The 23,119-nt window shown below is 59.6% G+C and carries 23 protein-coding genes and 1 tRNA gene; 6 read left to right on the top strand and 18 right to left on the bottom strand.

Annotated elements, in window-relative coordinates:
- The first annotated feature begins 15 nt into the window (after nt 1-15).
- The 3 genes from QXU72_06895 to rimI are packed head-to-tail and all read left to right on the top strand — an operon-like array spanning nt 16 to nt 2,624.
- On the top strand, nt 16-1,635 hold the full coding sequence (locus tag QXU72_06895) for a M28 family peptidase (GenBank protein MEM0494964.1): 1,620 nt from the start codon (nt 16-18) through the stop codon (nt 1,633-1,635).
- Nucleotides 1,636-1,637: 2 nt separating this feature from the next.
- A complete protein-coding gene (locus tag QXU72_06890; GenBank protein ID MEM0494963.1) occupies nt 1,638-2,135 on the top strand; it encodes a GNAT family N-acetyltransferase in 498 nt (165 codons plus the stop codon).
- A 36-nt stretch (nt 2,136-2,171) separates the two neighbouring features.
- The gene (gene rimI, locus QXU72_06885) at nt 2,172-2,624 is read left to right on the top strand and encodes a ribosomal protein S18-alanine N-acetyltransferase (protein MEM0494962.1); all 453 of its coding nucleotides are present in this window, start codon (nt 2,172-2,174) and stop codon (nt 2,622-2,624) included.
- A gap of 73 nt (nt 2,625-2,697) precedes the next feature.
- Here the strand turns inward: rimI and QXU72_06880 are convergent, their stop codons facing one another.
- From QXU72_06880 to QXU72_06845, 8 genes are all read right to left on the bottom strand, one after another.
- Nucleotides 2,698-3,645 (bottom strand): hypothetical protein, encoded by a 948-nt coding sequence (locus QXU72_06880; GenBank protein MEM0494961.1) that lies wholly within the window; start codon nt 3,643-3,645, stop codon nt 2,698-2,700.
- Between the two features lie 31 nt (nt 3,646-3,676).
- Nucleotides 3,677-4,807: an FAD-binding oxidoreductase gene (locus QXU72_06875; GenBank protein ID MEM0494960.1), complete on the bottom strand. Its 1,131-nt coding sequence runs from the start codon at nt 4,805-4,807 to the stop codon at nt 3,677-3,679.
- Complete coding sequence (locus QXU72_06870) at nt 4,797-5,075, bottom strand: (2Fe-2S)-binding protein (GenBank protein ID MEM0494959.1); 279 nt, start codon at nt 5,073-5,075, stop codon at nt 4,797-4,799. The genes QXU72_06875 and QXU72_06870 overlap by 11 nt, the downstream gene beginning before the upstream one ends.
- Nucleotides 5,063-5,539: a 4Fe-4S binding protein gene (locus tag QXU72_06865; GenBank protein ID MEM0494958.1), complete on the bottom strand. Its 477-nt coding sequence runs from the start codon at nt 5,537-5,539 to the stop codon at nt 5,063-5,065. Before QXU72_06865 ends, QXU72_06870 begins: the two co-directional genes overlap by 13 nt.
- Nucleotides 5,523-6,932 (bottom strand): FAD-dependent oxidoreductase, encoded by a 1,410-nt coding sequence (locus QXU72_06860; protein ID MEM0494957.1) that lies wholly within the window; start codon nt 6,930-6,932, stop codon nt 5,523-5,525. Before QXU72_06860 ends, QXU72_06865 begins: the two co-directional genes overlap by 17 nt.
- A gap of 269 nt (nt 6,933-7,201) precedes the next feature.
- Nucleotides 7,202-7,308 (bottom strand) — tRNA-Thr (locus tag QXU72_06855).
- A gap of 27 nt (nt 7,309-7,335) precedes the next feature.
- Nucleotides 7,336-8,313 (bottom strand): mevalonate kinase, encoded by a 978-nt coding sequence (gene mvk / locus QXU72_06850; protein MEM0494956.1) that lies wholly within the window; start codon nt 8,311-8,313, stop codon nt 7,336-7,338.
- A 31-nt stretch (nt 8,314-8,344) separates the two neighbouring features.
- The gene (locus QXU72_06845) at nt 8,345-9,724 is read right to left on the bottom strand and encodes a TrpB-like pyridoxal phosphate-dependent enzyme (GenBank protein ID MEM0494955.1); all 1,380 of its coding nucleotides are present in this window, start codon (nt 9,722-9,724) and stop codon (nt 8,345-8,347) included.
- Between the two features lie 97 nt (nt 9,725-9,821).
- Between QXU72_06845 and QXU72_06840 the strand changes: the two genes are divergently transcribed.
- On the top strand, nt 9,822-10,337 hold the full coding sequence (locus QXU72_06840) for an ACT domain-containing protein (GenBank protein MEM0494954.1): 516 nt from the start codon (nt 9,822-9,824) through the stop codon (nt 10,335-10,337).
- Here the strand turns inward: QXU72_06840 and QXU72_06835 are convergent.
- The 5 genes from QXU72_06835 to QXU72_06815 form a co-directional block, all read right to left on the bottom strand.
- Nucleotides 10,330-11,322: a DHHA1 domain-containing protein gene (locus tag QXU72_06835; protein ID MEM0494953.1), complete on the bottom strand. Its 993-nt coding sequence runs from the start codon at nt 11,320-11,322 to the stop codon at nt 10,330-10,332. The two genes, QXU72_06840 and QXU72_06835, sit on opposite strands and share 8 nt — an antisense overlap.
- A 39-nt stretch (nt 11,323-11,361) precedes the next feature.
- Complete coding sequence (locus QXU72_06830) at nt 11,362-11,976, bottom strand: hypothetical protein (protein MEM0494952.1); 615 nt, start codon at nt 11,974-11,976, stop codon at nt 11,362-11,364.
- Nucleotides 11,957-12,556 carry an ASCH domain-containing protein gene (locus QXU72_06825; GenBank protein ID MEM0494951.1) on the bottom strand — a complete coding sequence of 200 codons (600 nt, stop codon included), beginning with the start codon at nt 12,554-12,556 and terminating at the stop codon, nt 11,957-11,959. The genes QXU72_06830 and QXU72_06825 overlap by 20 nt, the downstream gene beginning before the upstream one ends.
- Before the next feature lie 136 nt (nt 12,557-12,692).
- Nucleotides 12,693-14,570: a DNA topoisomerase gene (locus QXU72_06820; protein MEM0494950.1), complete on the bottom strand. Its 1,878-nt coding sequence runs from the start codon at nt 14,568-14,570 to the stop codon at nt 12,693-12,695.
- Nucleotides 14,570-15,721, bottom strand: coding sequence for a PhoH family protein (locus QXU72_06815; GenBank protein MEM0494949.1), 1,152 nt, complete (start codon nt 15,719-15,721; stop codon nt 14,570-14,572). The genes QXU72_06820 and QXU72_06815 overlap by 1 nt, the downstream gene beginning before the upstream one ends.
- A gap of 63 nt (nt 15,722-15,784) precedes the next feature.
- On the opposite strand from QXU72_06815, the gene QXU72_06810 reads away from it, so the two are divergent.
- Nucleotides 15,785-16,663 (top strand): TIM barrel protein, encoded by an 879-nt coding sequence (locus QXU72_06810; protein ID MEM0494948.1) that lies wholly within the window; start codon nt 15,785-15,787, stop codon nt 16,661-16,663.
- On the opposite strand, the gene dph2 is transcribed toward QXU72_06810, so the two are convergent.
- The gene (gene dph2, locus QXU72_06805; protein MEM0494947.1) at nt 16,615-17,604 is read right to left on the bottom strand and encodes a diphthamide biosynthesis enzyme Dph2; all 990 of its coding nucleotides are present in this window, start codon (nt 17,602-17,604) and stop codon (nt 16,615-16,617) included. The two genes, QXU72_06810 and dph2, sit on opposite strands and share 49 nt — an antisense overlap.
- 29 nt (nt 17,605-17,633) lie before the next feature.
- Nucleotides 17,634-18,746 carry a radical SAM protein gene (locus tag QXU72_06800; GenBank protein ID MEM0494946.1) on the bottom strand — a complete coding sequence of 371 codons (1,113 nt, stop codon included), beginning with the start codon at nt 18,744-18,746 and terminating at the stop codon, nt 17,634-17,636.
- 115 nt (nt 18,747-18,861) lie between these two features.
- Here QXU72_06800 and tpiA point away from each other — a divergent pair, with 115 nt between their 5' ends.
- Complete coding sequence (gene tpiA / locus QXU72_06795; GenBank protein MEM0494945.1) at nt 18,862-19,542, top strand: triose-phosphate isomerase; 681 nt, start codon at nt 18,862-18,864, stop codon at nt 19,540-19,542.
- A 117-nt stretch (nt 19,543-19,659) separates the two neighbouring features.
- Here the strand turns inward: tpiA and QXU72_06790 are convergent, their stop codons facing one another.
- The 3 genes from QXU72_06790 to QXU72_06780 are packed head-to-tail and all read right to left on the bottom strand — an operon-like array spanning nt 19,660 to nt 23,035.
- Nucleotides 19,660-20,523 carry an N-glycosylase/DNA lyase gene (locus QXU72_06790; protein MEM0494944.1) on the bottom strand — a complete coding sequence of 288 codons (864 nt, stop codon included), beginning with the start codon at nt 20,521-20,523 and terminating at the stop codon, nt 19,660-19,662.
- Nucleotides 20,520-21,875 carry a hypothetical protein gene (locus QXU72_06785; GenBank protein MEM0494943.1) on the bottom strand — a complete coding sequence of 452 codons (1,356 nt, stop codon included), beginning with the start codon at nt 21,873-21,875 and terminating at the stop codon, nt 20,520-20,522. The genes QXU72_06790 and QXU72_06785 overlap by 4 nt, the downstream gene beginning before the upstream one ends.
- Entirely contained in the window at nt 21,872-23,035 is a 1,164-nt protein-coding gene (locus QXU72_06780) for an NDP-sugar synthase (protein MEM0494942.1), read from the bottom strand. The genes QXU72_06785 and QXU72_06780 overlap by 4 nt, the downstream gene beginning before the upstream one ends.
- Between the last annotated feature and the right edge of the window lie 84 nt (nt 23,036-23,119).

Raw genomic sequence — 23,119 nt, 5'->3', positions numbered from 1 at the left:
CGTTTTTTAAACCGCGTGCTGAGAGAGAGGCTCGAAGCCAAGGGCAGGCTCTTCCCGCCGAGCGACGCTGTAGCCGGCTCTCCGGAAGAACGCCAGATCATCGATCACGCAGCTGCTGAGCTGGAAGGGTTAGGGCTCGACGTGAGCAGGTACAGCTTCGAGTGCATGTCTTGGAGGGAGAAGTACACCGAAGTGAGCGTGAAGTCTCACAGGTTTAGCGCGGTTGCGATGCCCTACTCGCCTTCCGCGGAGATCGAGGGAGAGCTCGTCCACGTGGGCGATGCTGCTCACCCGCGGGATTGGGAGGGCTTAGACCTCAGCGGTAAAGTCGCGCTAGTTCAGCTGTACAGGAAGCTGGACGAGGCTACGTGGCAGTACATCGAAGCCGTGCTCCACGGTGCGGAAGCAGTCATCTTCTACGACCGCTTCCCCTCCCGCAGGAGGAGGATGGTGGTTCTCTTCTCTCTTGACTACCGTTTCGGCCCGGGCGCGCCGCCGCCAGTGCCCGCAGTGGCTGTGAGCTTCGAGGATGGAGTACGCCTTACGAAGATTGCGCGGAGAGGCGAGAAAGTCTCCGTGAGAGTTGAAGCAGAGGTCGACCACGCTGCCACATCCCAGGTGGTTTTCGCTGGGGACCTCTCCGGACCCGTGATCTCAGCACACGCTGATAAGTGGCTCTCAGGCTTCACAGACGATGTTCTCGGCGTCGGCATGCTGCTCGAGCTAGCTAGAGAGCTCCGCGAGGGTGCGGGCTACGTGCTCTTTGGAGCTGAGGAGTCAGGTGCGCCAGCGTACAGCCCCTGGTACTGGATATGGGGTTCAAGAAGCTTCGTAAAGCACCTTGCGCGGGCAGGAAGCATCGGAGAGTTCGGAGCTCTGCTGAACCTAGACACGCTCGGAGGTGCAAGACTGAGGATTGCTGCCTCGGGGCCCGACTTCGCTGAAGCCCTTCGGGAGCTAGCAGGCGCCGAGGTGGGGCCCGACTCCGTACTATTCGACAGCTTTAGCTTCACGATGGCGGGCATCCCTGCGGCGACCTTCCACACCTTCCCGGAGCTGTGGAGCGTGTACCATAGCGACGCAGATACATCAGCGGCTGTGAACTGGGAGGGAGTTGAGAGAGCGTACCGCGCCGTGGTGCACGTGGCGAAGGTTCTCGCGGAGAAGAGGTGGAGCTTAATGAGGTACGACCTCCTGGTGTCCAGTATACTGGAGAAGCTGGAGAGGCTGTCCTTCCTCAGAGAGGCGCGCGAGCTCGCGAGTGAGGTGGCGAAGCTGAGGGTTGGCTGCGAGGAGGAAGCGCGCGAGCTGAGGCGTGCTCTAACTAGAGCTATCTTCAGGGGCCACTACGAGACAGAGCTCGTAGAGAGCGAGGTAGTTTACCCTTACCAGCTCGACGTAGCTGACGACCTCGTTAAGCTTAGGGAGGCTCTAGCAGGGGGCGGCTCGCTGGACGCAGCTTTGAGAGGATTGCGGAGAGTGCCCGGCTTCGAGCAGGCGCTTCCATCCCTAGAGCCGTTGAGGCGCTCTACACTTTCGCAGAGCAGCTTGAGGGAGTACTATACCGCGCTCGAGCGTGCAGTGCTGGAGAGCCTCGCGATGCTCAGGGAGGCTATCGCCTCCTTGAGGCGATAGCCATGACAGGCCGGGAAGAAGTAGTGGTCCGCGAGGCTCGAGAGGAGGATAAGCAGCATGCTGCGAGAATTTTCGCAGAGTCCTTCACGGGGAGCTGGAGGTACTGGAGCCTCCGCCTCCTCGACGTGCTGAAGCTCCTCGTCGCCGAGGTGGGGGGCAGGGTGGTCGGGGCTGCTGAACTCTACACTACGGAGGTGAAAGAGTACGGTAAGGTGGGGGTGGTCTCCTTCATCGCCGTGGAGAAAGGTTTCCGCGGGAGAGGGGTGGGCAGGAAGCTCCTTGAAGCTGCTGAGAGGTTCTTCGCTGAAGAGGGTTGCGCGTATGCCGCTGCAAGCACTAGGAGCGATAACGAAGCATCCCTAGCTCTCTTCAGGTCCTTGGGCTATGAGCTGCACTGGCGCGGCTCCAAGGTCTTCGAGAAGCTGGAGGCTCCCCTCTATGCCTACGAAGACGACGTAGTGATGCTTAAACGCCTCCGGGGCACTGCCGGCGCGCGGTGAAGATATATCGGTGCGGAAGGAGAAGGGGCAGAAAGCGTGGAACCGACAATTAGGCGCTTCCGGCTGAAAGACCTTAAGCGCGTTTTAGAGATCGAAGAGAAGTCGTTCGGAGTTGACGCCTACGATAGGCTGACTTTTCTCTACCTTTACCGCTCCTGCGGCGATCTGTTCCTCGTGGCGGAGCTGAGCGGCAGCGTAATCGGTTACTCCGTCACTTGCGTAGAGGGTAGCGGAGGTGATTCTGTTGGGCACGTGCACTCGATAGCGGTGGACCCTCAGTTCAGGAAGAAGGGGGTGGGGAGGGCGCTCATGGAGGAAACTTTCCGCATGCTTCGAGAGCGTGGCGTCAAAAGCGTCGTGCTGGAGGTAAGCATAGCGAACGAGGCCGGTATAAGCTTCTGGAAGAGCCTGGGGTTTAGCCCCGTGGGCATCAGGAAGAGATTCTACCTGGACGGGACAGACGCCATAATCATGAGGAAGGAAATCTGACTAGCGTACCGGAGGTTTAGCGGCTCCGCCAGCGGCGAAAGCTGCGGCTGCGAGGGGTAGTGCTTCAGCAGAGCTAGACATCCACTTCCCTCACTTCCAGTTCGCTTTCCACCACGAATGCCTTCACGCTGTCGAGCTTGTACAGCTCCTTAGCTGTGGAGAGCAGCCTGCTCCAGGCTCTTTTGGGTGTGAGCGCGTGGACGAGGGCTCCGGCAGCATAGGAGTGCCCTCCGCCGCCGAGCATCTTTGCAAGGATCGAGACGTCGTAGCCCGAGCCTCGCTGAGCCCCGAGATAAACCCGGTACGTGAACAGCCCCCGCGGGACTACTAAGGCGACGAGCCGCGCCCCCCTTCTCTCCAGGAGGATCGTGAGGTACCTGTACGAGAGGCCTATGTCTCTTCTGAAGAAAGCTATCACCACCTGCTGGGAGTCAAGCCGGTATGCGAACTCCTCCGTCCTCCTCTTCCTCACGGAGAAACGCTGCGAGCTTCTCAGCGCCGGATCCTCCTTCAAGGCCTCCACACCCTTCTCCGAGAGCTTCTCGACTAGCCTCAGCTTCTCGGTGTGCTTCGCCCCCTTCACTGAAGCCTCCAGAGCCTCCGCCTCCGCTGAAACTATGTTCGCGGTATCGGTTTCCACCGCCAGCTCCGCTAGCCGCCTAGCTACGGGGTCGCCCTCCAACCCGAGAGCTTGAAGCGCGAGAAGCGCGGCAGCTGGAGCTTGCGGGTCGTGGAAATTCACCTCGCCGCAGGGAGTATTCGTCTCGTGGTGGTCGGCGTAAACCCTAACCCTGCCGGGGCAGGGGAGGTCTGCGACGAAGTCCCACCTCACTGCGCGGTAAAGCATCCCCTTCTGCACGCTTGAAGGGTGCGCGAGGACGATAGCGGCATCCGGGTACTTTCTCTTGAACAGCGCTGCGCTTACAACGCCGTCTGGGTCGCCTGCGTCCGCTAGCCCTAGCCGGCGCCCCTCCAGCTTAGCTCTAAGTATGATTAGCAGGTTAACTAGAGAGTCCTGCATCCGCCTGCTAGGTTGACGTCTCGTTAAAAAGCTAGCCGATGACTGCCAGCTCCTTTATGAGCCGGCCCTCCCTGAACCTGTCGACCGTGAGGTTCCGGGCCTCCCGTGTCCTCGAGTGCCCCTTCAGAACCCAGCTTGCAAGCTCTTCGCCGACGACAGGCCCCATCATAAAGCCGTGCCCGCTGAAGCCTGTAGCCACGTAGAGCCCTTCAACGCCGCTTACCGGGCCCAGCACCGGGTGGTGGTCTGGAGTAACCTCGTAGTGACCGACCCAGTACCTGATCAAGTTCGCGCGAGGCAGCCAGGGCAGCCACCTAGACCAGACCCTGACCACCTTCTCGAGAAAGTCGAGCCTGGGTGTGGGCTCCCACAAGTGTTCCTCCGGGACCTCCACACCCATCAGGACATGTCCCTCGAACGTCTGCACGGCGTAAGCGCCCGTCTCCACGTCGATGATGAGGGGGTCGAACAGCCTACCGAACTCCTCCGTGATGACGGCGTGGTGAGGCTCCGGAGCCAGGGGGAGGTCGACACCCGCTTTTTCGAGCAGCGGCTTGGACCAGACGCCCGCAGCCACGACCACATGCTCCGCGTGAACGTCTCCCGTGCGCGTGCGCACCCCTCTCACGGAACCTCCCTCCGCGAGTAGGCCGGTCACCTCCTCGAAGCGGTAATCGACGCCCATCCTCCTCGAAACGGAGTACAGCTTCTGGGTCGCGTCGAAGGGACAGGCTTTCCCGGCCAGCGGGTCGAAGAGCGCTCCAGCGAGCCTCGAGGAGTCCACGTAGGGTGCGACCTTCGAGAGGAAATCGGGCCCCACAACTCTGGTGGGAACCCCGAAGCTGTTGTGAATCGCCGAGTAGCTCTTCAACCTCTCGAGATCCCTCTCCCTGGACGCGAGCCAAAGGTAGCCGCTGCGAAGGTACTTCACGCCGAGCTCTCTCGCCAGCTCACCCCAGAGCTCGATGCTCCTTTTCATCAGAACGATGTGCTCCTGGCTCGTGAAGCTCGCCCTTATACCGCCCGCGCACTTGAAGGTCGAGCCGGAGCCGATGTAGTTTTTCTCGTAGACGATGATGCTCCGCGCCCCTTCCCTCGCCAGGAAGTACGCCGCTGAGACCCCGGTGATCCCGCCGCCCACGACCACTACCTCAGCCCTCATGGTCGCCACCTGTGAAGATGTAGGCAGGAGCCATTTCGAGGGGTGGTCTCACCAGCGGGGGCGCGAGCTTCTCGGGGGGCACGCCAAGCTTACGGCTCAGGTAGGCGATGAGGATCGGAACGCAGTAGCGGCCCTGGCAGGTGCCCATGCCGATCCTGAGCCTCCTCTTTATCGACTCGACGTCTGCGAAGCCCTCCTCGATCGCCCTGTCAACGTCTTCGAGAGTTACACCCTCGCACATGCACAGCATTGCTTTCAGACCGGCCATACGGCTCTCACCTCCCACACGAGCTCCGGCGGAACTTTAACGGTTACAACTTGAGTCTTATTCACCTCAAACACCCTCTCGACGAGGCCTTCGCCCACGCGCTCCCCCTCCCTGTTCAGAAGCTTCACCCTCGCTCCTGGGCGCAGCTTCGGGAGAAACTCGTAGGGCAGGGTCACCCGCCCCTCCCCGCCTGCTAAGCTCACCACGAACATTGCCTGCCCGGGGCACACACCCACACACATCCCGCAGCCCGTGCACCGGTCCCAGTCGACCTTCGGCTTCCCCCTCAAGCCCTCGGTGGTGATAGCGGCGAAGTTGCAGGCAGTCGTGCAGACGTTGCAAGGTATCTCTTCGATGCACTCGGTGACTGCGACGGGGCCCCTTAGCACTCTATCTGCTGGAGGCAGGAAGCCGCTCGACCGGAGCTCTTCCAGGCTCAAGTAGCCTCTACGCCTCCACTCCACGTATTATCACCCTCTCGAGGCCTCGGATAACTTTCGCGGAGAACGGTGTGCGCCTCACCTCGCGCAGCAGCCTAGCTGCCTCCTCCCTCTTCTCCAGTAGATCTGGCCTCGGCCCCAGCAAGCGCAGGGCGGCCGAGTAGCCTGCGATCCTCCCTGTCAGGATCGCTGTCGTTGCTTCCTCGATGCCGCCGGCATCGCCCGCGATGTAGACGCCGGGGATGCTGGTCTCCATGTTCTCGTCCCGGAAGGGCACGTAGCCTCCCAGCTCGGGGTTCCAGACCATCTTCGCGCCCATCTCCGCGAGGAGCCTCGCCTCTGGGGTGAGGCCGACGGAGAGCAGGAGGAGGTCCGCCTCGAATACTTTCTCGGTGCCTGGGATCGGCTGCCACCGCTCGTCAACCTGGGCGGCGACAACTCTCTCCACGCGGCCTCTGCCCTCCGCCTGGACTACCGTGTGCCTTGTTAAGATCGGGATCCCCAGCCGCCGCAGCTTCGCCGCGTGGACGAGCCAGCCGCCGATCTCCGGCATGGCCTCGACGATCGCTAGCACGTCTACGCCAGCCTGCAGAAGCTGGTAGCTCACGATGAGCCCCACGTTTCCGGCTCCTACGACCACCGCCCTCTCTCCCGGCTTTACCCCGTACTCGTTCATAAGCGTCTGGGCCGCGCCCGCACCCATAACGCCGGGCAGGTGGTTACCGGGGAAGACGAGGAGCCGTTCCACCGCTCCCGTGGAGACCACGACAGCCTTGGGCCTAACTACGAGCAGGTTGTCGCCCTCGCGGACGGCGAAGATGCCGCCCCGGAACCACCCGAGGACGGGGGCTGAGGCGTGGAGCTTGACGCCGAGCTCTCTAGCCCTAGCGAGAAGCTTCTCCGCGATCTGGAAGCCTCGGAGGCCGCCGAAGAGCTCTCCGGACCCGAAGAACTTGTGGGTCTGCTTTACCAGCTGTCCGCCGAGGCGGAAATGCCTCTCGAAAACATGCACCTCAAGCCCGCTTTCCGCTGCGGCTATCGCTGCCGAGAGCCCTGCAGGGCCGCTCCCAACGACCATGAGGTCTACCTCGATCGCTTCACGCCGGGACTCAGGCGGGGGCCCCAGCTCCGGCATGGGTTCATTAACGCTCTCAACGGATACACCGTGCTTCACTGGTTCGAGGCATGCGCGAACTTTTTTCCCGTCCACCCTGACAGTGCATTTGGCGCAGTGACCGATCATGCAGAAGGGGCTGACCGGCCCCCACTCCTCCTCCTTAAAGCTCCTGACGCCGCTGGCCCACAGCGCGGCTGCTAGCGACTCGCCCTCGAACCCCTCAAGAGGCTTGCCATTGTAGAGGAACTCGGCACGGGTGCCACGCTTGAACTCCAGGATCGGGTGTTCGAGTATCCTCATTCGCTAGAACTTGAGCATGTTGCTTTATTAAGCGATTTTATTAAAAACTCGCAAGTAATTCGCTGCAACCTGTCCAGTTCAGCTATTATATCTCTCTCTGGCGCCTCTAAAATTGCAAACCCGTGGGGCAGCTCGCTTCACGAACCTTAGTTTCAGCTGAGAAGCGCCGGGAAGCGAAGCCTGCCCGCCACCGCCGGAGGGAAAGAGCGGTTCAGCGGTTAGAGTTTGAGAAGCCGGCTGCCCTGAGGAACGGGGAGTTTTTCCGGTGGTGGAGCCCCGGCCGGGGATTGAACCCGGGACCTCCGCCTCTCGGGCAGGGCTAGTTACCAGAGCGGCGCTCTCGGCGCTCCTGCTCTACCGACTGAGCTACCGGGGCTCTACGGGATGGCGGCCTCTTCACTTATTAACTTTTCTCGCGTATGCGCTCAACCTTTACGCCCTCTGTGTCGATTCCGACTGTGAGAACGCGGGGACTAAGCTCGCTCAGAGCCTGCACCACGCTCTGCAAAGCTTCCCTCCAGCAGAGAGCAACGATGAAGCCTCCCCCACCGGCGCCTGTGAGCTTTGCCCCCAAGGCTCCCGCCTGTCTCGCTCTGTAAACAAGCTGCTCGATCTCAAGGGTGGAGACCCCGATCGCGTGCAGGAGACCGTGGTTAACGTTCATCAGCGTGCCGACAGCCTCGAAGTCGCCTCTCTCCATCATCTTTGCCGCTTCGACCACCAGCCTTCCGGCAGCGTAGTACAGGGGGTCGAGAACTTGGGGGAAAGCGGCCTTCAAGTTGAGAACCTTCTGCACGAGCTCGCCCGTCCTGCGCGGCTTCCCTGTGTCGGCGAGCACAAGCGCAACTGGCGAGAAATCCACTTTCAGCTTTAGGAAGCCTTCCCCCTTCCTGTAAGCTATAGCGCCGCCGTAAGCCGCTATAGTGTTATCGATCCCGCTCGGCTTACCGTGAACGATCTTCTCGGCCTCGAAAGCAAGCTTCGAGACCTGCTCTCTTGGGAGTACATGCCCCCATGCTGCCGATGCCGCTGCGACCGCTGCGACTGCGACGGCAGCCGAGGACCCCATGCCGGCTCCAGGAGCTATATCGGAGTCTATGAGCAGCTCAACTCCCCCGCCGGCTTCCACCTCTCTTAGGGCTAGGGAAGCTGCGTAGGCTACGGGGTAGAGGGGGCTGCGAGGCTCCAGCTTGCCAAGCTCGAAGGCTTCGCTCAAGCCGAGGTTCTTCGAGGTAACCCGGATTACAGGGCTTTCGAGAGGCTTCGCGCTCACTCTAGCCCTAAGGGATATCGCGGCCGCGACCGCGGGCTGCCCTTCAACTACGAAGTGCTCGCCGAAGAGGATAACCTTGCCTGGAGCGCTTGCAACGATCTCTTTCACGTGGGGAAAGAGGAAGAAAGCTAGAAAAAGGTTAAGCCGGTACTCGGCCCGCGAGGAGCTGCTGAAGCCTGAGAATGCTCTCCTCAACCTTCTCCTTAGGGTACTCGTACGCTGGCAGCTTGCCCTCGAGGAACTCCCGGTAAGCCTGGAGGTCGAGGAGGCCGTGGCCGCTCAGGTTGAAAAGAATTACTCTCTCCTCCCCTCTCTTCCTGGCTTCTACCGCTAAGTCGACAACGGCCTTTATCGCGTGCGCGCTCTCTGGCGCGGGGACGAAGCCCTCAGTTCTCGCGAAGAGCGCGGCGGCTTCAAGCACCTCTACCTGGTTGTACGCGACAGGCTCCACCGCGCCGTGCTTCACGAGGAGGCTTAATGACGGTGCCGCCCCGTGGTAGCGGAGGCCGCCAGCGTGAATCGGCGGCGGGACGTAGTCGTGGCCTAGAGTGTACATCTTGAGGAGCGGCGTCAGTCTAGCGGTGTCCCCGAAGTCGTAGGTGTAGATACCCTTGGTCATCGAGGGGCAGGCTGTTGGCTCGACAGCTACGAAACGCGTCTCCTTGGGCGCTTTCCCGCTCTTCACCAGGTAGTAGAACGGGTAAGCTAAGCCTGCGAAGTTGCTGCCGCCCCCGACGCAGCCCACCACGTAGTCCGGGAAGTCGCCCGCGATCTCCATTTGCCGCGCAGCTTCCAGCCCGATAACCGTCTGGTGCAGTAGCACGTGGTTCAGGACGCTGCCCAGCGAGTACCGCGTATTCTCGTGCGTCAGAGCATCCTCGATAGCTTCGCTAATCGCGATGCCTAAGCTGCCCGGGTGCCGGGGATCGCTCTCCAGGACGCTCCTGCCAGCCTTGGTCCGCTCGCTGGGGGAGGGGATGACTTCAGCCCCCCAGAGGTTCATCAGAACTCGGCGCAGCGGCTTCTGCTCGTAGCTGGCGCGGACCATGTACACTGTGCACTTAAGTCCGAAGAGGTTGGTTGCGAAAGCGAGAGCGCTCCCCCACTGGCCTGCCCCGGTCTCGGTAGTTAGGCGCTCTACCCCTTCTCTAGCGTTGAAGTAGGCTTGCGCGACAGCGGTGTTGGGCTTGTGGCTTCCCGGCGGGCTGACACCCTCGAACTTGAAGTATATCTTCGCTGGAGTTCTGAGCGCCTCCTCCAGCCGCCTCGCCCTCACGAGCGGCGTAGGTCTCCAGAGAAGGTAGACGTCCAGCACCTCCGGGGGGATGCTAATGAAGCGTTCCTCCGAGAACTCCTGCTCTACGAGCGACTTCGGGAACAGCCTGTACAAGGCTTCTTTCGGCAGCGGCTCGCCGCTCGCAGGGTTCAGCATAGGTGGTAGCTTCTCGGGCAGGTCGGGCAGGATGTTGTACCACTGCCTCGGCATCTCGTTCTCATCAATAGTGTACTTCAATGTCATTTTTTGATCACAAGAGACCTGGTTTTAGCATGATGGTATTTATCTGTTTCTTCAGCAGCACAGAATTGTTTATGAGCCGCAGAAGCAGCTGGAAGGTGTGGAAAACAGCTTCTGGGATCACGTGAAGGCGGCGGTTGGGGGGAGGGAGAAGAGGCTCCGCGTGCTAACCTTGCTGCTGAAGTACGGTTTCAGCGTCCGTGGAGATGAAGTCTACGTTGGAGAAAAGGTGAAAGTCTCGCTGAAATCCATTGCAGAGGAGGCTGGAGTAGACAGGAGAACGGTCTTGGAGACTTTGAGGGCTATTGGGTCGGACTCCCTGCTGAAGGAGTTTTTCGAGAAGCTGAGGCCTGCGGGTCCATCCTTGGTGAGCGTCTCGAGGGTTCTAGGCTACCGTTGCTTAGTGATCGAGGTGCACGAGGACAGGCCCGGGATTCTGGCGTGGGTTGCCTCCGCGCTGGCTGAGAAGGGGATCAACATACTTCAGGTTGTCGCTGAAGACCCTAACATATACCAGGAGCCGAAGCTGTACGTCGTCGTATCCCAGGATATCCCTGAGGGCGCGGTGAATAAGATTCTACAGCACCCGGCTATCAAGCGTGTGACTATCAGCTAGCGCCGAGAGCCTCGACTAGTCTTTTCAGGGTGATGTCAGCGTACGGTAAAGGAACTCTCAGGGAGGCTGCACGCGCGTGACCGCCCCCGCTGCCGCCGTACTCGGCAGCTACTCTGCTGAACAATTCGTTGAGATCCACGTGAAGATCCTGGGGAGCTCTGGCCGAGATTACTGCGCTATGGCTTCCGAGCCGGAAGACGAGCACTACGATCTTCCCCGTCTCGGCGACCTGCATCGACAGGAGCTTGCCCGCGAAGCCCCTGACGCGGGTTTCTCGCAGGTCTATAACCCTCAGCTTCGGCGTATCGACCACGATGTTTTCTCCAGCTTTCCTCAGCAGCTCCGAGAAGAGCTCGAGAGCTTTCTCCCCTCTCTCAGCAGCCTCGTCTGGAATAAGCTCTCTCTTCTTAACCCAGGCTGCCAGCAGGCTGGCGAGGAACTCCTCATCAGAAGGCTCCAGCGCGAGCGCGTCAGCTAGAGTCTCCATGACCTCGGCTAACGGCCCCTCTGCCCTGTAGCCGCCGTCATAGGCTTCCGCGATCGCCGCTAGCTTCTCGTAAAACTCGGGAGAAGAGGTCTTCGGGATAAAGTCCCGCACCAGGGTTGCCGCCGAGACAGTTCCGCCAACTCTGCACTCTACCCCGATATTCTCGAGCTCCCCCACCCTCTTAGCGGTCGAGGGGTGGTGGTCTACCCAGAGGACCCTCACTCCCCTCTCCACAAGGCGCTGCAAGAGCCTCTTCACCTCGCTCCAAGAGTCGCTGGCTACCGCTACATCAATGATGTAGACTTCGGCTAGGCTGGGCAGCGAGCTCAAACCAGCTAACGCGGCGGCAAGCTCATGAGGCTGAGCGAATCGGACGAAGTACTTCAGCGACGGGTCTTCTGCTAGCCGGCTCGACAGCAGGATCGCCGCTGAAGCTAAGCCGTCGAGGTCCCTGTGGCAGACTACAGCTACGTGCTTCGCCCCCACCCTGGAAGCCACACCTCGCAAGAATAATCCCGGCTAAAAAACGCTCACCTTCTACGTTGATGCGAGGAGGCTCGCCCTCTGCCTCACCCTCCTCGCTACCCCTTCGAGGCCTGCAAGGAATCCGGGGATACTGCAGTTGAACGCTACGCTTTCCCGTAGGCTGGCGACGACAACCGGAAGGAGAGACTCCACGGTGAAGCCCTCCGAGGAGAAGATGCCTTTAAGCAGGAGAGCCTCTTCTAGGCGCGCCGGGTAAGCCTTCACGACTGCACTCACTTTTGAGAACACTGCTGAGAAGGGGCGAGCGCGCGCTTCAACCGCGAAACCTTCCACTATCTTAAGTGCCTCTAACCCCTCCTCGGAGAGAGCGGTGAGCCAGCCAGAGCTTCGAAGCTGCTTCTCAACAGCGGAGAGGGATGATGCGCGCTTCCATATGCTACACTTGTCCGCGAGCCAGTCCACGAAAGCCTCGATACTGCGAAAACGCTCCTCGAAGTGCTGCTTGCTCACCCTCGCGCGTGCGGAGGCAGGATCTCCCTGCAGCGCTTGGGAGACAAAGCACAGCTCGTCGAGCTCTCGCGAGATAGAAAACGCGTAGAAGCTGCCTTCATCAAAGACAACGATAGAGAAGCCCTGGCACGCGAACTCAACCTTTTTGACCGCCATCGCTTGGAACCTCTCTCCTCAAGAGTACGCTCACCGCTCTCCGCAGCACCCTCTTGGCCTCAGACCTGCTCATCCCCGCTTGCCTGGCTGCGTCGTCCAACCTGTACCCGAGAGAGAGTAGGGCGAAGAGCCTTTTCTCCTCTAGCGTCGTCGCTAAGCCGTGGGCGAGGATTAGGCGGGAAACCTCAGCCAGCCGCTCGCTGGGTAAACCCTGGAGATCCTCCACAGCTAGCGGCTTCGAGTAGCGGGTTACCCCCTCCAGTGCGATGACAGTTACCCAGTCCTCTTGGGAAATATCCGGGTAAATTTCTCTGAGGGCTTTGAGCAGCTCATCTCTACTCTCGAAACCATCCCGCTTAGCGTCCGCGTCGGTGAGGTCTTTTATCTTCACAAAGCGGAGAGAACTTATCCTGGCTTCCCCGAGAACTTTGCCTTCGCAAGCCAGGTACACGTGATCCTTAGAAGGGGTAACTATCCCTCTCCTAATCGTTGTTGTTTTCTCTCCTCTCAGCACCCTCTCGAGATACTTCCTCTTGAAGTTCAGGAACTTGCCGAGACGCAAGCGGGAAACTTCAGTCATCCCACTTCTCCTTTAAGCTGCGCTTTTTAAACATGCTTCCCATCCTCAGCGGTTTAAAAGTCGTTTTCTACACGCGGGAAGCCCGTGAAGAGGAGTGACCCGGCGCGAAACCAGCCACGCGCGTGCCCAAGCCCGGCTACGTTGGCGTTTTCTTCTTGGAACCTGGGGAGCGCTTTTTAGCCGTTTTTGCCCGCACTCGGCTCTCCTCGCTTAGTGCTTCTGCGAGAGCTTCAGCGAGCCTGGAGGCGAAGAGACTCTGCCTTGCCTTCAGCTGGTCGTAGTACTCGAGAAACTCCTCCAGAATACTCTTCACAACGTCCTCAGGCTCTTTCTCACCTCGAGCGATAGCCATCAGTGATGATTCCATCTTCCCCCTTATCTCGGGGAGGACCAGCTGAGGAGCAGTCTCGTGAAGCGTTACCGCGAGCACTCTGCCGAGAGGGGTAGGGATGCACCTCTTCGACTTAATGACCATGTACTTTCTCAAAACGTTCGTGTGGATGTGGTCCTGCATTGTCGCGTCGGTGCCGATGCCGTAGCGCTTCATCAGAGCGAGGAGCTCTGCCTCGCTCAGGTAGGGCGGCGGCTGGGTCTTCCTCTCCTCCAGCTTAACTTTAAGCACCTCAACCTCCTCGCCTTCGACTACGTACGGGAGAATCTCCTCCTGAGGTTTAGCGTAAGGGTACACGTAGAAGAAACCCGGGTAGAGGATCCTCCTCCCCTCCGCCGCGAGGACCAGCCCGTCCAAGCCGACCTTGATGCTCTGCTTCTCGATTTCAGCCTTCTCGCTGAGCGTCGCGAGGAAGTGCCTTGCGACGAGCTCGTAGAGCAGCCAGCCCTTCTCACCGAACCGCTTCAGCAGCTCTCCCCGAGCGGCAGCTCGGGTAGGGTGTATGGGCGGGTGGGCTTTATCGTCCTCCCTACCGCGTGTCGGCACGACCTCTCTGGACAGGATCTTCCTGACGTACCACCCTGAGTCCTCCCACTGCGTGAACATGCCGGCTAGCTTCCTAAGGTCAAGGGTGGGCGGGTATATCGTCGTCTCCGTGCGTGGGTAGGAGATGTAACCGTACTGGTACAGCTTTTCCGCCAGGTCGAGCGCCTCTTTTGGGCGGATGTTCAAGTAGAGGCTTGCCCTCCTCTCGAGCTCTACGGTGTTGAGGGGAACAGGGGGAGACACTTCGACCACGTTCCTCTCCGATTCGAGAACAAGGGCTCTCTCCTTCGCTTTAATTCTCGCGAAGATCTCAGCGGCTTTCTCCTTGTCCTCACCGACATTAGCGGATGCCTTGAAGACGACTCCTTCAGCTTTGAGTTCGGCGACAATAACGTAGTAGAGCTTCTGCCTGTACTGCTCCCTCTCCAGAGCCCTCCTGACGACGAGGTAGAGCACGGGGGTTTGGCAGGGCCCATAGCTCAGGAAGCGGCCTCTGGGCAGCTTATCCTGCACGCTCAGCGTCAAGAAGCGCGTGAAGGCAGCACCTATCGTGAGGTCAACGATCATGCGCGCCGCAGCCTTGTTAGCGAGCAGGGGGTTCGGCTCCCGCAGGTTCCGGACAGCTCTCCAGATGTCCTCCGGCGTTACCGCCGAGAACCAGGCGCGCTTAAACTCCAAGTCTGGGTTAACGCTGCTCATTATCCTCATCACTTCGAAAGCTATGCACTCCCCCTCGACGTCCGCGTCTAGAGCGAGTATCACGCGACGAGTCTCTGAAGCTAACCGCCTCAGAGCCTTGACATACTTCCCGGCGCCCTCCCGGACGACGACAATGGGCTTGATGAAAAAGAGGTCTCGAGGGTCAACGCTACTCCAGCGGTTGTACTTCTCGGGGAAATCGTAGTCCAGAATGTGGCCTTTCAGACCTATCGAGAGGGCCTGGCCCCCGTTCAGCTGGAACTCGTAAGCTCTAACGCCGTAGATCGACAACGCCCGGTACCTACCCTTGGAGAGGTACTTCGCGAACGCTAGGGCCACGGTGGGCTTCTCAGCTACGATGACTTCGCTGTACTTCATTACCTTCTGGCCCTGGCCTTCCCCTTCCTATCCTCCGGCGTCGTAGCTTCCTCCGCCTGCCTACCCCTAGCGCCTAGGCCGAGCATCCTCTTCATAGCCTCGTCGATGAAGCGTATGTAGCTCCCTCCCTTACCCACGAAGGCACCGTACTCGTCTCTGCGCACGTGCACTTCAACCTCCGCGCCGACGAGCTCCGCCTTGACTATGTGCTTCCTGATCCAGCTCACCGGGTGAATCGCCTTGATGACCTCGCCGATATCCCCCGTCAGCTCCACAGCCCTTATGTGGAGGCCTACCTCCTCCTGAGCCTTGTTAATCCTCTCGCCGCCCTTCCCGATCAGCCTGCTGAGCGTGTTCTCCTTAGCTATGGCTAGCGCGTCGGGCGACGTCTTCGCTCCGTACTTCTCCTTCAGATCCTTCAGCCACACAACTGTCACGATATCAGCGTCTGGAGCATGGGAGAGCAGCGCGGCTTTCACCTTGCTCTCCTCCTCGTTGAGCTCGCGCTTTCGGAGCCTCGCCTCCAGAGCGAGCTTGAAAGCTCTACGCGAGCCAGGCCTCACGATGTCATCTACACCCATGTCGATCACGAGAGAGCGCTCCTCGCCGAGGAGCATGCTCCTGATTATCGCTGCGCTGTTTCTGCCACCAGTCGTCAGCGCCTGGATTATAGGGTCGCCGGCAACCACGAGCTTCGAGTTCCTCCCCACCCTCAGGAAGACCTCCGGGACTATGGAGGGGTCGATGAACTGGGCATCGTCAACGAAGACTACCGAGTCGTCAAACGACCTACCTCCCAGGAAGCTCGGGTCAATGAACACGATGCGCTGATCCCTCACAAGCGCGTCGAGCTCGTCCCGCTCGATGAAAATCCCAGCCATGTCGTTAAGGTAGTCTGAAACCAAGCTGAAGTAGAGCTGCCCCAGCTCAGCTGAGTTGTAGAGCCTCGAGTGGAGCTGGCTGGCTAGCGGGCGGATAACCACCAGCCGCTTGAACTTCCCCTCCTTGATCGCTTTTATCGAGCCCATCACAACGCTGAGGGTCTTTCCCGTACCGCTAGGCCCGAAAACCCCAACGATATCGACGTCGGGGCTTGTTAAAGAGTTCACCACCATCTCCTGCTTCTTGTTAGCGGGCTTGTACTCTACCATAAGCCGTTCACCTGCCTGCTGCACAAAGCTTACCAATATAAGGATTCACCGCGGTGAGGGGGTGTGGCGCTCTGGCGTCCTGAGCGCGTGTACTTCGGCCCTGCAGGTATACCGACAACCGTGAAGAAGGGGGGAGTAATCGAGGGCTTATCGGAAGTGAGGAGGCTGGGCTTAGACGCTATGGAGATAGAGTTCGTCAGGAAAATCTTCCTCAACGAGGAGTCCGCCGAAGACGTGAGGAAGATTAGCAGCGAGCTAGGGGTCGCGCTCACGGTGCACGCTCCCTACTACATAAACCTCAACAGCGAGGAGGAGAGCAAAGTGCAGGCGAGCATTGAGCGGATTATCGAGTCCGCGAGAGTGGGCTTCAAAGCTGGAGCGTGGAGTGTTTGTTTCCACGCAGGGTACTACGGGAAAAACGAGCCGAGCGCGGTGCACTCGCTGATGAAAGAGCGAATATCCTCGATAGTTCGCAGGCTTAGAGATGAGGGGGTGGAGATCTGGATAAGGCCGGAGACCACGGGGAAGCCTTCGCAGTACGGGAGCCTAGAGGAGCTCCTCGAGCTAAGCCAAGAGCTCGAGATGGTGATGCCGGTAGTCGACTTCGCGCACCTGCATGCTAGATCGGGTGGGAAGCTTCAGAGGTACAACGACTTCGCAGAAGTTTTCGAGCTCATAGAGATACACCTGGGAAGAGAGGGGCTTGAGAACATGCACATCCACGTCTCGGGAATAGAGTACACGGGTAAGGGAGAGGTGAGGCACCTTAACCTCAGCGAAGCTGACCTCGACTACAGGCTGCTCGTCAGGGCTTTCCGGGAGTTCAACATCAAAGGCGTTGTGATATCGGAGAGCCCGAACCTGGAGGGCGATGCGATGCTTCTGAGAGACCTCTACGCGAGGTCGCGCGCATCAAAGAAGAAGACGTCGCGCGGGGAGTAGCCGTCCAGCTTCCCGAGCAGCACGTACTTCAGCTCGCCCGGATTCACGACAGGCCCGGGGAAGAGCTCTGGATCATCGACAGCCAGTCGGGGGCAAGCAGTGTTGACGTAAGCTTCCGCGGCGCCGAGGTTGACCAGCGCCTCGTTCGTAACCTCGTCTAGGGAAACTAGCCAGGCCTCTCTGCCGCGCTTCCGGAGAGCTTCAACGACGAGCTCAGCCACCCGCAGCCTCATCTGGCCCGGCTTCGACGAAACAACTACTGCGAAGCTCCTCGCATCTATCGCCCTGCTGATGGCTTCCAGCCTCCTGGCCACTGCTGTCTTGACGTCCACCCTCTTCGCCTCACCAGTGAATGGGTCTGCAACCCAGACGGGTTTTCCCGTCCACAGAGCGGCGCCCAGCCCGTGGAAAACACCGCCAGCGACAACCACCGAGGCTTCTCCACCGCTGAGGGAAGAGTACATGCACCCGACTACTAAACCCCTAAACCCGTCCAGCGAGCCTGTAACGGGGTCGGCCCCCAGCTCGCGCGCCTCCCGCTCGAGATCGCCGAGGAAGTGCATATGCTGCACGGTAACCCCGATCGCTATCCTCCGGTAGCCGCTCGAGAGGGCTTCGAGCACAGCTCTGCGAAAAGCGGGCATAGGGTCTGCCTCGCTGAGGACTGGGAGGAAGAGAACAGGGATCTCCGTGACCCGCGGGCCCACGTGCCCGTGGTGTCCCAGGTGTATCACCCCCTCTGCTCCTAAGCTTAAAGCTTCTCTAACGCCCACGTCGCAGCCGCCCCACGCGTGCCGCCCGGAGACGATCACGTCGAAGCCTGCTTCCGAGAGGCGCCGAGCGAGCTCCACCGCTACGTGTTTTATACCGTCGGGAGCCTCTACGAGAAGCTTCCTCAACCGCTTGCCGCGAGCCCAGCTGGCTGCTAGCTCCTCGTTCACGGTAAAGCTGCCAGCACGAAGCATGGGAATCACGAGACTGGGCGCCAGACGAGACCCAGGCGGTCAGCGTACTCGTAGGCTTTCTGCAGCTCCTCCCACCTCGGCCTGCGGGCGATGTCGGGCCACCGCTGGGGGTGCCTAGCGACGAGGTGCTCGGGCCTGTACTGCTCCATCACGTTGACAAGTGCTCGAGGGCAGTTCTCGGCGATCCACTCGAGAACGGGCTTCGTACAGCAATCGACGTGGTTAGGCAGAACGAGGTGCCTGATTATCATATCGCCCCTGCTGCAGGCGATCTTGTGGTTTCTCGAAACAACCTCGAAGTACCTCCCCACCCCAGAGAGCCTTTTCGCGCACTCATCGTTACCGTACTTGAAGTCTGGGAGCCAGATATCGATGAGATCCAGCAGGATTTTCAGCAGTTCCGTACTCATGTACATGTTCGTGTTCCAGAGCAGAGGCACGTTGACGTCCATGTAGCGCAGGCTCTCAACTATCACGTGAGCCTGCTGGTCAGGGTTCCCTCCCACGTAGTTTATGTTCCTCGCCCCCCGAAGGTACAGCTGGACAGCGATATCCGCCAGGTCCTGGGGCGACACCTCGACTCCGTTCTCAGGCTTCGTAGAGATATCCCAGTTCTGGCAGAACACACACCTGAAGCTGCAGCCGGTGAAGAAGATCGTCCCCGAGGGAACCAGCGGCGCTTCCTCACCCATGTGGAGGAACGCTGAGGCAACACGCACACGCGCATCGAGGCGGCAAGCCCCAGTAGCGCCGCTCAAGCGGTTCACGCCGCACCTCCACTCGCACAAGTGGCAGCTGCTCACAATCCTTCTGAGTAACTCTACTTTCAAGTCGAGAAAGCTCTGGCGCGGGGGCTTTAGGCTCTCGAAATTCACCTCGCCTGCAACCACCTGGCTGTAGAGATCCTCGAACTCTCTACTCAGCGAATCGTGAAGCCTCCATAAACTCCCGGTGGATTCCTCGGGGGAGAAGTCCACCTCAACCTTCTTCACCACCCGGTACTTCGCGGGCCTCTCCTTAACCATGACGGCGTAGTAGTGGCTAAGCCGCTTCCGAACCTCGGGGTCCTCCCACACGCTAAGAGAGTCGGGCCTAACAAGCGCGTACCAGCTCGGCATCCCTCCGCTTTCCAGGGTCGACCCGCTGCTAAAAGCTTTGTCTTCGCCGGGAAGGCAAGTTAAGCCTAAATGTTATTTCTCTGCCTTTAATTTCTCGCCTTGGAAGCTTAAGCCGATGAAGATAGAGTACCCACTAATTCTGATAAACTTCAAAGCATACCGGGAAGCGAGCGGCCGCAAGGGGCTGGAGCTAGCGCAGGTCGCGCAGAAAGTTAGCCGCGATACTGGAATCACGATCGCCGTCGCACCTCAGCTAACGGACCTCGCTTTTATCGCCAACCAGGTGGAGATACCGGTGTTCTCGCAGCATGTCGACGACGTAGCACCCGGGAGCTTCACGGGGCACATCACCCTGGAGGCCGTCAAGGACGCGGGCGCTGTGGGGACGATGCTGAACCACTCCGAGAGGAGGGTGAGAGCTGACCAGGTGGACGTGGTGGTGAAGAGAGCGAAACAGCTCGGCCTCGTCACCGTCGTGTGCACCAATACCCCCGAGGTTACTGCAGCGATGGCGGCCCTCGGCCCCGACCTGGTAGCCATCGAGCCGCCGGAGCTTATCGGGACAGGGATACCCGTCTCCAAGGCTAAGCCGGAGGTAGTCACCTCTTCCGTGGATCTGGTTAAGAGGGTTAACCCCCAGGTGAAAGTTCTCTGCGGCGCCGGCATTACGACGGGTGACGACGTAGCGGCCGCCCTGAGGTTGGGCACCGTAGGCGTGCTTCTTGCCTCGGGCGTCGTGAAGGCTAAAGACTGGGAGAAAGCGATCAGAGACCTCGTGGAGCCAATACTGAAGTAGCTTCGCCTTCCGCTTTTTGAAATGTTTTACCGGAGCGGCTCATCATCTAGCCCTGTTCTTCACCGCTCAGAACCCGAGTTTGTAATCATCGCCACCTGGTTACCGCAACAGCTCGTTTTAATCTGCTCGCTCCCCGCAGGCGGAGAGAGCGCCCCAGAGCTCTTCAAGCGGGGCTACGTAGTCTTCCTCGCTGCCGACAAGTTGTTCAACGCACCTTCTGAGCGGAGATCCGGTGCGCAGATACTCCTCAATGCACCCGCCCGGCACCCAAACGGCGGCATCCAGCACTACGGGAGGGGTGCCTGCCTCCTCCGACGCCAGGTTCCAGAGGCTTATCAGCTTTGGCCTCCAGCGGCTCCTGAGCTCGGAGGCTAGAGCGAGCAGGTCGCTTGAGCAGTTCCACCCGCGAACCATCCCTGAAGTCAGCGAGACGAGAGCAACCCTGATGTCTACGGGCATCGGGATGCTCCACCCTCCCGTAAACCTGCGGCCGGAAGCTAAGCAGGAGTAGAGTAGCATCTTGGCGGCGAAAGCAGCTGTCTTGCTGTCCGCGCTGGACCCCATAGCTCTCACAAGCAGGCTGTGAAAAGCATCTAGGTCCACCTCCGGAGCCTCTAGAAGGCTCTCGAAGCGCTTGGCGTGCTCGAGATACGTGCTGAGCCTAGCCAGGCGTTGTCTGCGCAGACGAGCGAGAGAGGGGCTGTTCTCCACGAAACTCGTGAGCGCTTCCCAGTACGGCGCGCGGGCTGAGGAGGCGGCTAGCGCCCAATGCTCTTCACCTTTCCTGGATAGCATATAGCTCACGAGAGCGACTCCGACGATGAAGAGAGCGCCCTCCTTGAAGCCCAGCTTTCGGAGAATCTCCTCCACGGCTGCCATCTGAGGGTCTGCGGAGACAAGCTTCTCTACTAGCCCGCTGCGCGCCAAAGCCCGGCCTACCCTCCTCGCCCTCTCCGGGTCTCCGAATAGCGAGAGCTTCACTGGAGGCCCTCCAGGAACTCGATCAGCCTCTCGTACTCCCTCTTCACGGTCTCTATGGAGTTTCTCGAAACGGCGTCAGCACTCACGTACAGCTTGGACCGGATGGGATCCAGCTCGGCTTTAACCCAGACGTCTGCGACCCTGTACTTTACCGATAAGGGTGTGAGAGCGACTTCCGAGTTTGTATCGAGAAGGTGCTCTAACACGCTCATTGCTTTGCTCTCCTCGACGTCGATCTCGAGCCTGAACCTCTGCACCTCGGGGAGAGATTCCACGAGTGTAGATAGGCGCATCTCCTTCGCGCAGAGGGTCTCCAAAAGCTTCACGATGAAGAGCATTCCGTCGGGTGCTAGAGAGAAGTTGGGGAAAATGAACTCGCCTGAGTCTGAGCCGCCGAGCGTCGCTTTCAACCTCCTCATGCCTCTCGATATATCGCTCGAGAGCCCTTTAACCCGGATGAGGGTGATTTTGCTCCTCTCCGCTACCTCGTCAACAATCCTGCTTGTAGAGTCAACTACGGCGAGCCGCGATCCTGGGGGCAGCACAGACGCCACAGCAGCTATAAGTACGTCGGGGTCGACAAAGCGCCCCTTGTCGTCCACGATGAACACTTGTGAGGCGTCTGAGGAGAGGGCCGCTGCGAAGTAGGAAGAGGTCGCCCTGCTCAGGTCGGAGAGCATGGTCAGGAACTTCGGCTGCGGGAACAGCCCGAGGGGGGCCCTGGGGGCAGGTCTCCCGGCGTTAACGGCGATGTAGCGCACGTTCAGCGTGCTAAGCAAGCTGGGGAGAACCAGGTGAGCTGGACCGTGGTTCATGTCTATAACGACCATAGGCTCCTTAGCGGCGATGGGTGAGGAGTCCACGAAGCCAGCCGCTGACGCGGTGTAAATATCGTGTATGTACTCTGCGTAGCTAACCCAGCCCACCCGCGTGGGCAGCGAGCGTACGGCTCTATGAGCCTCGTACATCGAGATTAAGTCGCTGAGCCTATCCTCCGAGATCTCGGCACCCGTCGCGTCGAGCACGGTGATCTGGATGCTGTTCCCGTTGAAAGGTGCTGCTGAAAAGTGCACGCCCGCCTTCGCCCCGAAGCGCTTTACCGAGAAGGCGAGCTCAGGCAGCGTCGCCTCGTGGAAGTCGATCACAGTTACTCCTGTCGACATTAATCCGGCGGTGAAGGCTCTCTTCAGCATCCTGGACGGGGGGTAGAGGTCCCTGGCCGTCGTAACTAGAGACCCTTCGCCGAGCAGCGTGCCCAGCACTGCTCCGAGCTCTGCAGATGTCTCGGGTGTCAGGAACGTATTTGCTGGCCCGTAAATTCTCCTATTGTAGATGGGGAACGGGCGCCTCACGCTTTCACCCCATCGAACTTCATCTTCTCGTATATAATAGGTTCTAGTGAAGCTCTGATCCTGCCGCTGACTACTTCGTTATCGCCCACCACGGCTCTCTCGAGGGCGCAGCTGGGAGATACATAAACGTTTTTCCCCAAAATACTCTGGTAGATTACAGAGGATTCACCGACACTGGAACCGTCTAAGAGGACGCTGTAGCTAATGCGGGAATCCTTCTCTACCCTCGCTCCGTGCCCGAGAACGGCGAAAGGCCCTACGGTAGCACCGCTGCCGATCTCCACGTTATCCCCGATGGCTGAAGGCGGGAGCACTCTCGCACCCTCCGAGATGTCTACATCCTCCCCGAGCCAGACGCCGCCGTGCTCGACGCCGTAAGGCTTCAGCGGGCTAGCACTACCCAAGAGTAGGTCGAAGTTCGCCAGCAGGTAGGTCGAGTGCCTTCCCACGTCGATCCAGTAAGCATCCGCCGCCTCCCACCCCCTCACCTCGTAACCGCTCTCGAGCAACCAGGGGAAAACGTGCTTCCCGAAGTCCATGAGGTGAGGGTTATCGTCTAGAATGTCGAGAATATCGTAGCGGAAAGCGTAGAAGCCGCTGTTCGCCAAGTTCCTGTAAGGCATGTGAAGCCTTGCGGGATCGCAGTAGGCGAGCGAGACCACGTAGACTTCCTCGTGCCTCGGCTTCTCTATGAAGTGGAGGATCCTTCCACCCTTGTCGATTATCACCGCGCCGAAGTCCTTCAAGCTAGGGACCTCGACGAGCGCTACCGATGCGATTCCTCCCCACTTCTCGTGCGCATTCGCGAATTCCCGAAGCTTCATGTTGGTTATGACGTCGCCCATCGCGACGATGAAATCTCCGTCGATATGGTCGCGGAGCTTCCTCACGGCGTCCGCCGTGTCCTCGGGTTGAATAGATGGTGCGATGATCTCCAGCCCGCTCTCGGACCAGCGCTGAAGCAGGTGGGCGAGAATCTTCCAGCCGAGGTAGTTCACCGCGACGATAATCCTATCGAAGCCGCTCCTGGCTAGAGAGCTGATGATGTGATCGATCATGGGAGTATTACCGACAGGCAAAAGAGGTTTAGGCGTGCGTAAGGTGAGAGGTATAAGCCTCATCCCTCTACCGCCCGCCAGAACAACAGCATTCTTTATCATTCTCTTGACAGCCACAAAAGAAACTGCATAACATCTTAAATTGTTAATGTCGCGCCTCCGGCCCGCGCACCGTAGCAAAAGTTA

It is taken from the genome of Thermofilum sp. (genome assembly GCA_038741495.1).
Classification (GTDB): Archaea; Thermoproteota; Thermoprotei; order Thermofilales; family Thermofilaceae; genus Thermofilum.
Note: the sequence above shows the minus strand (reverse complement) of the source record. Positions and strands in the feature narration are given on the sequence as shown.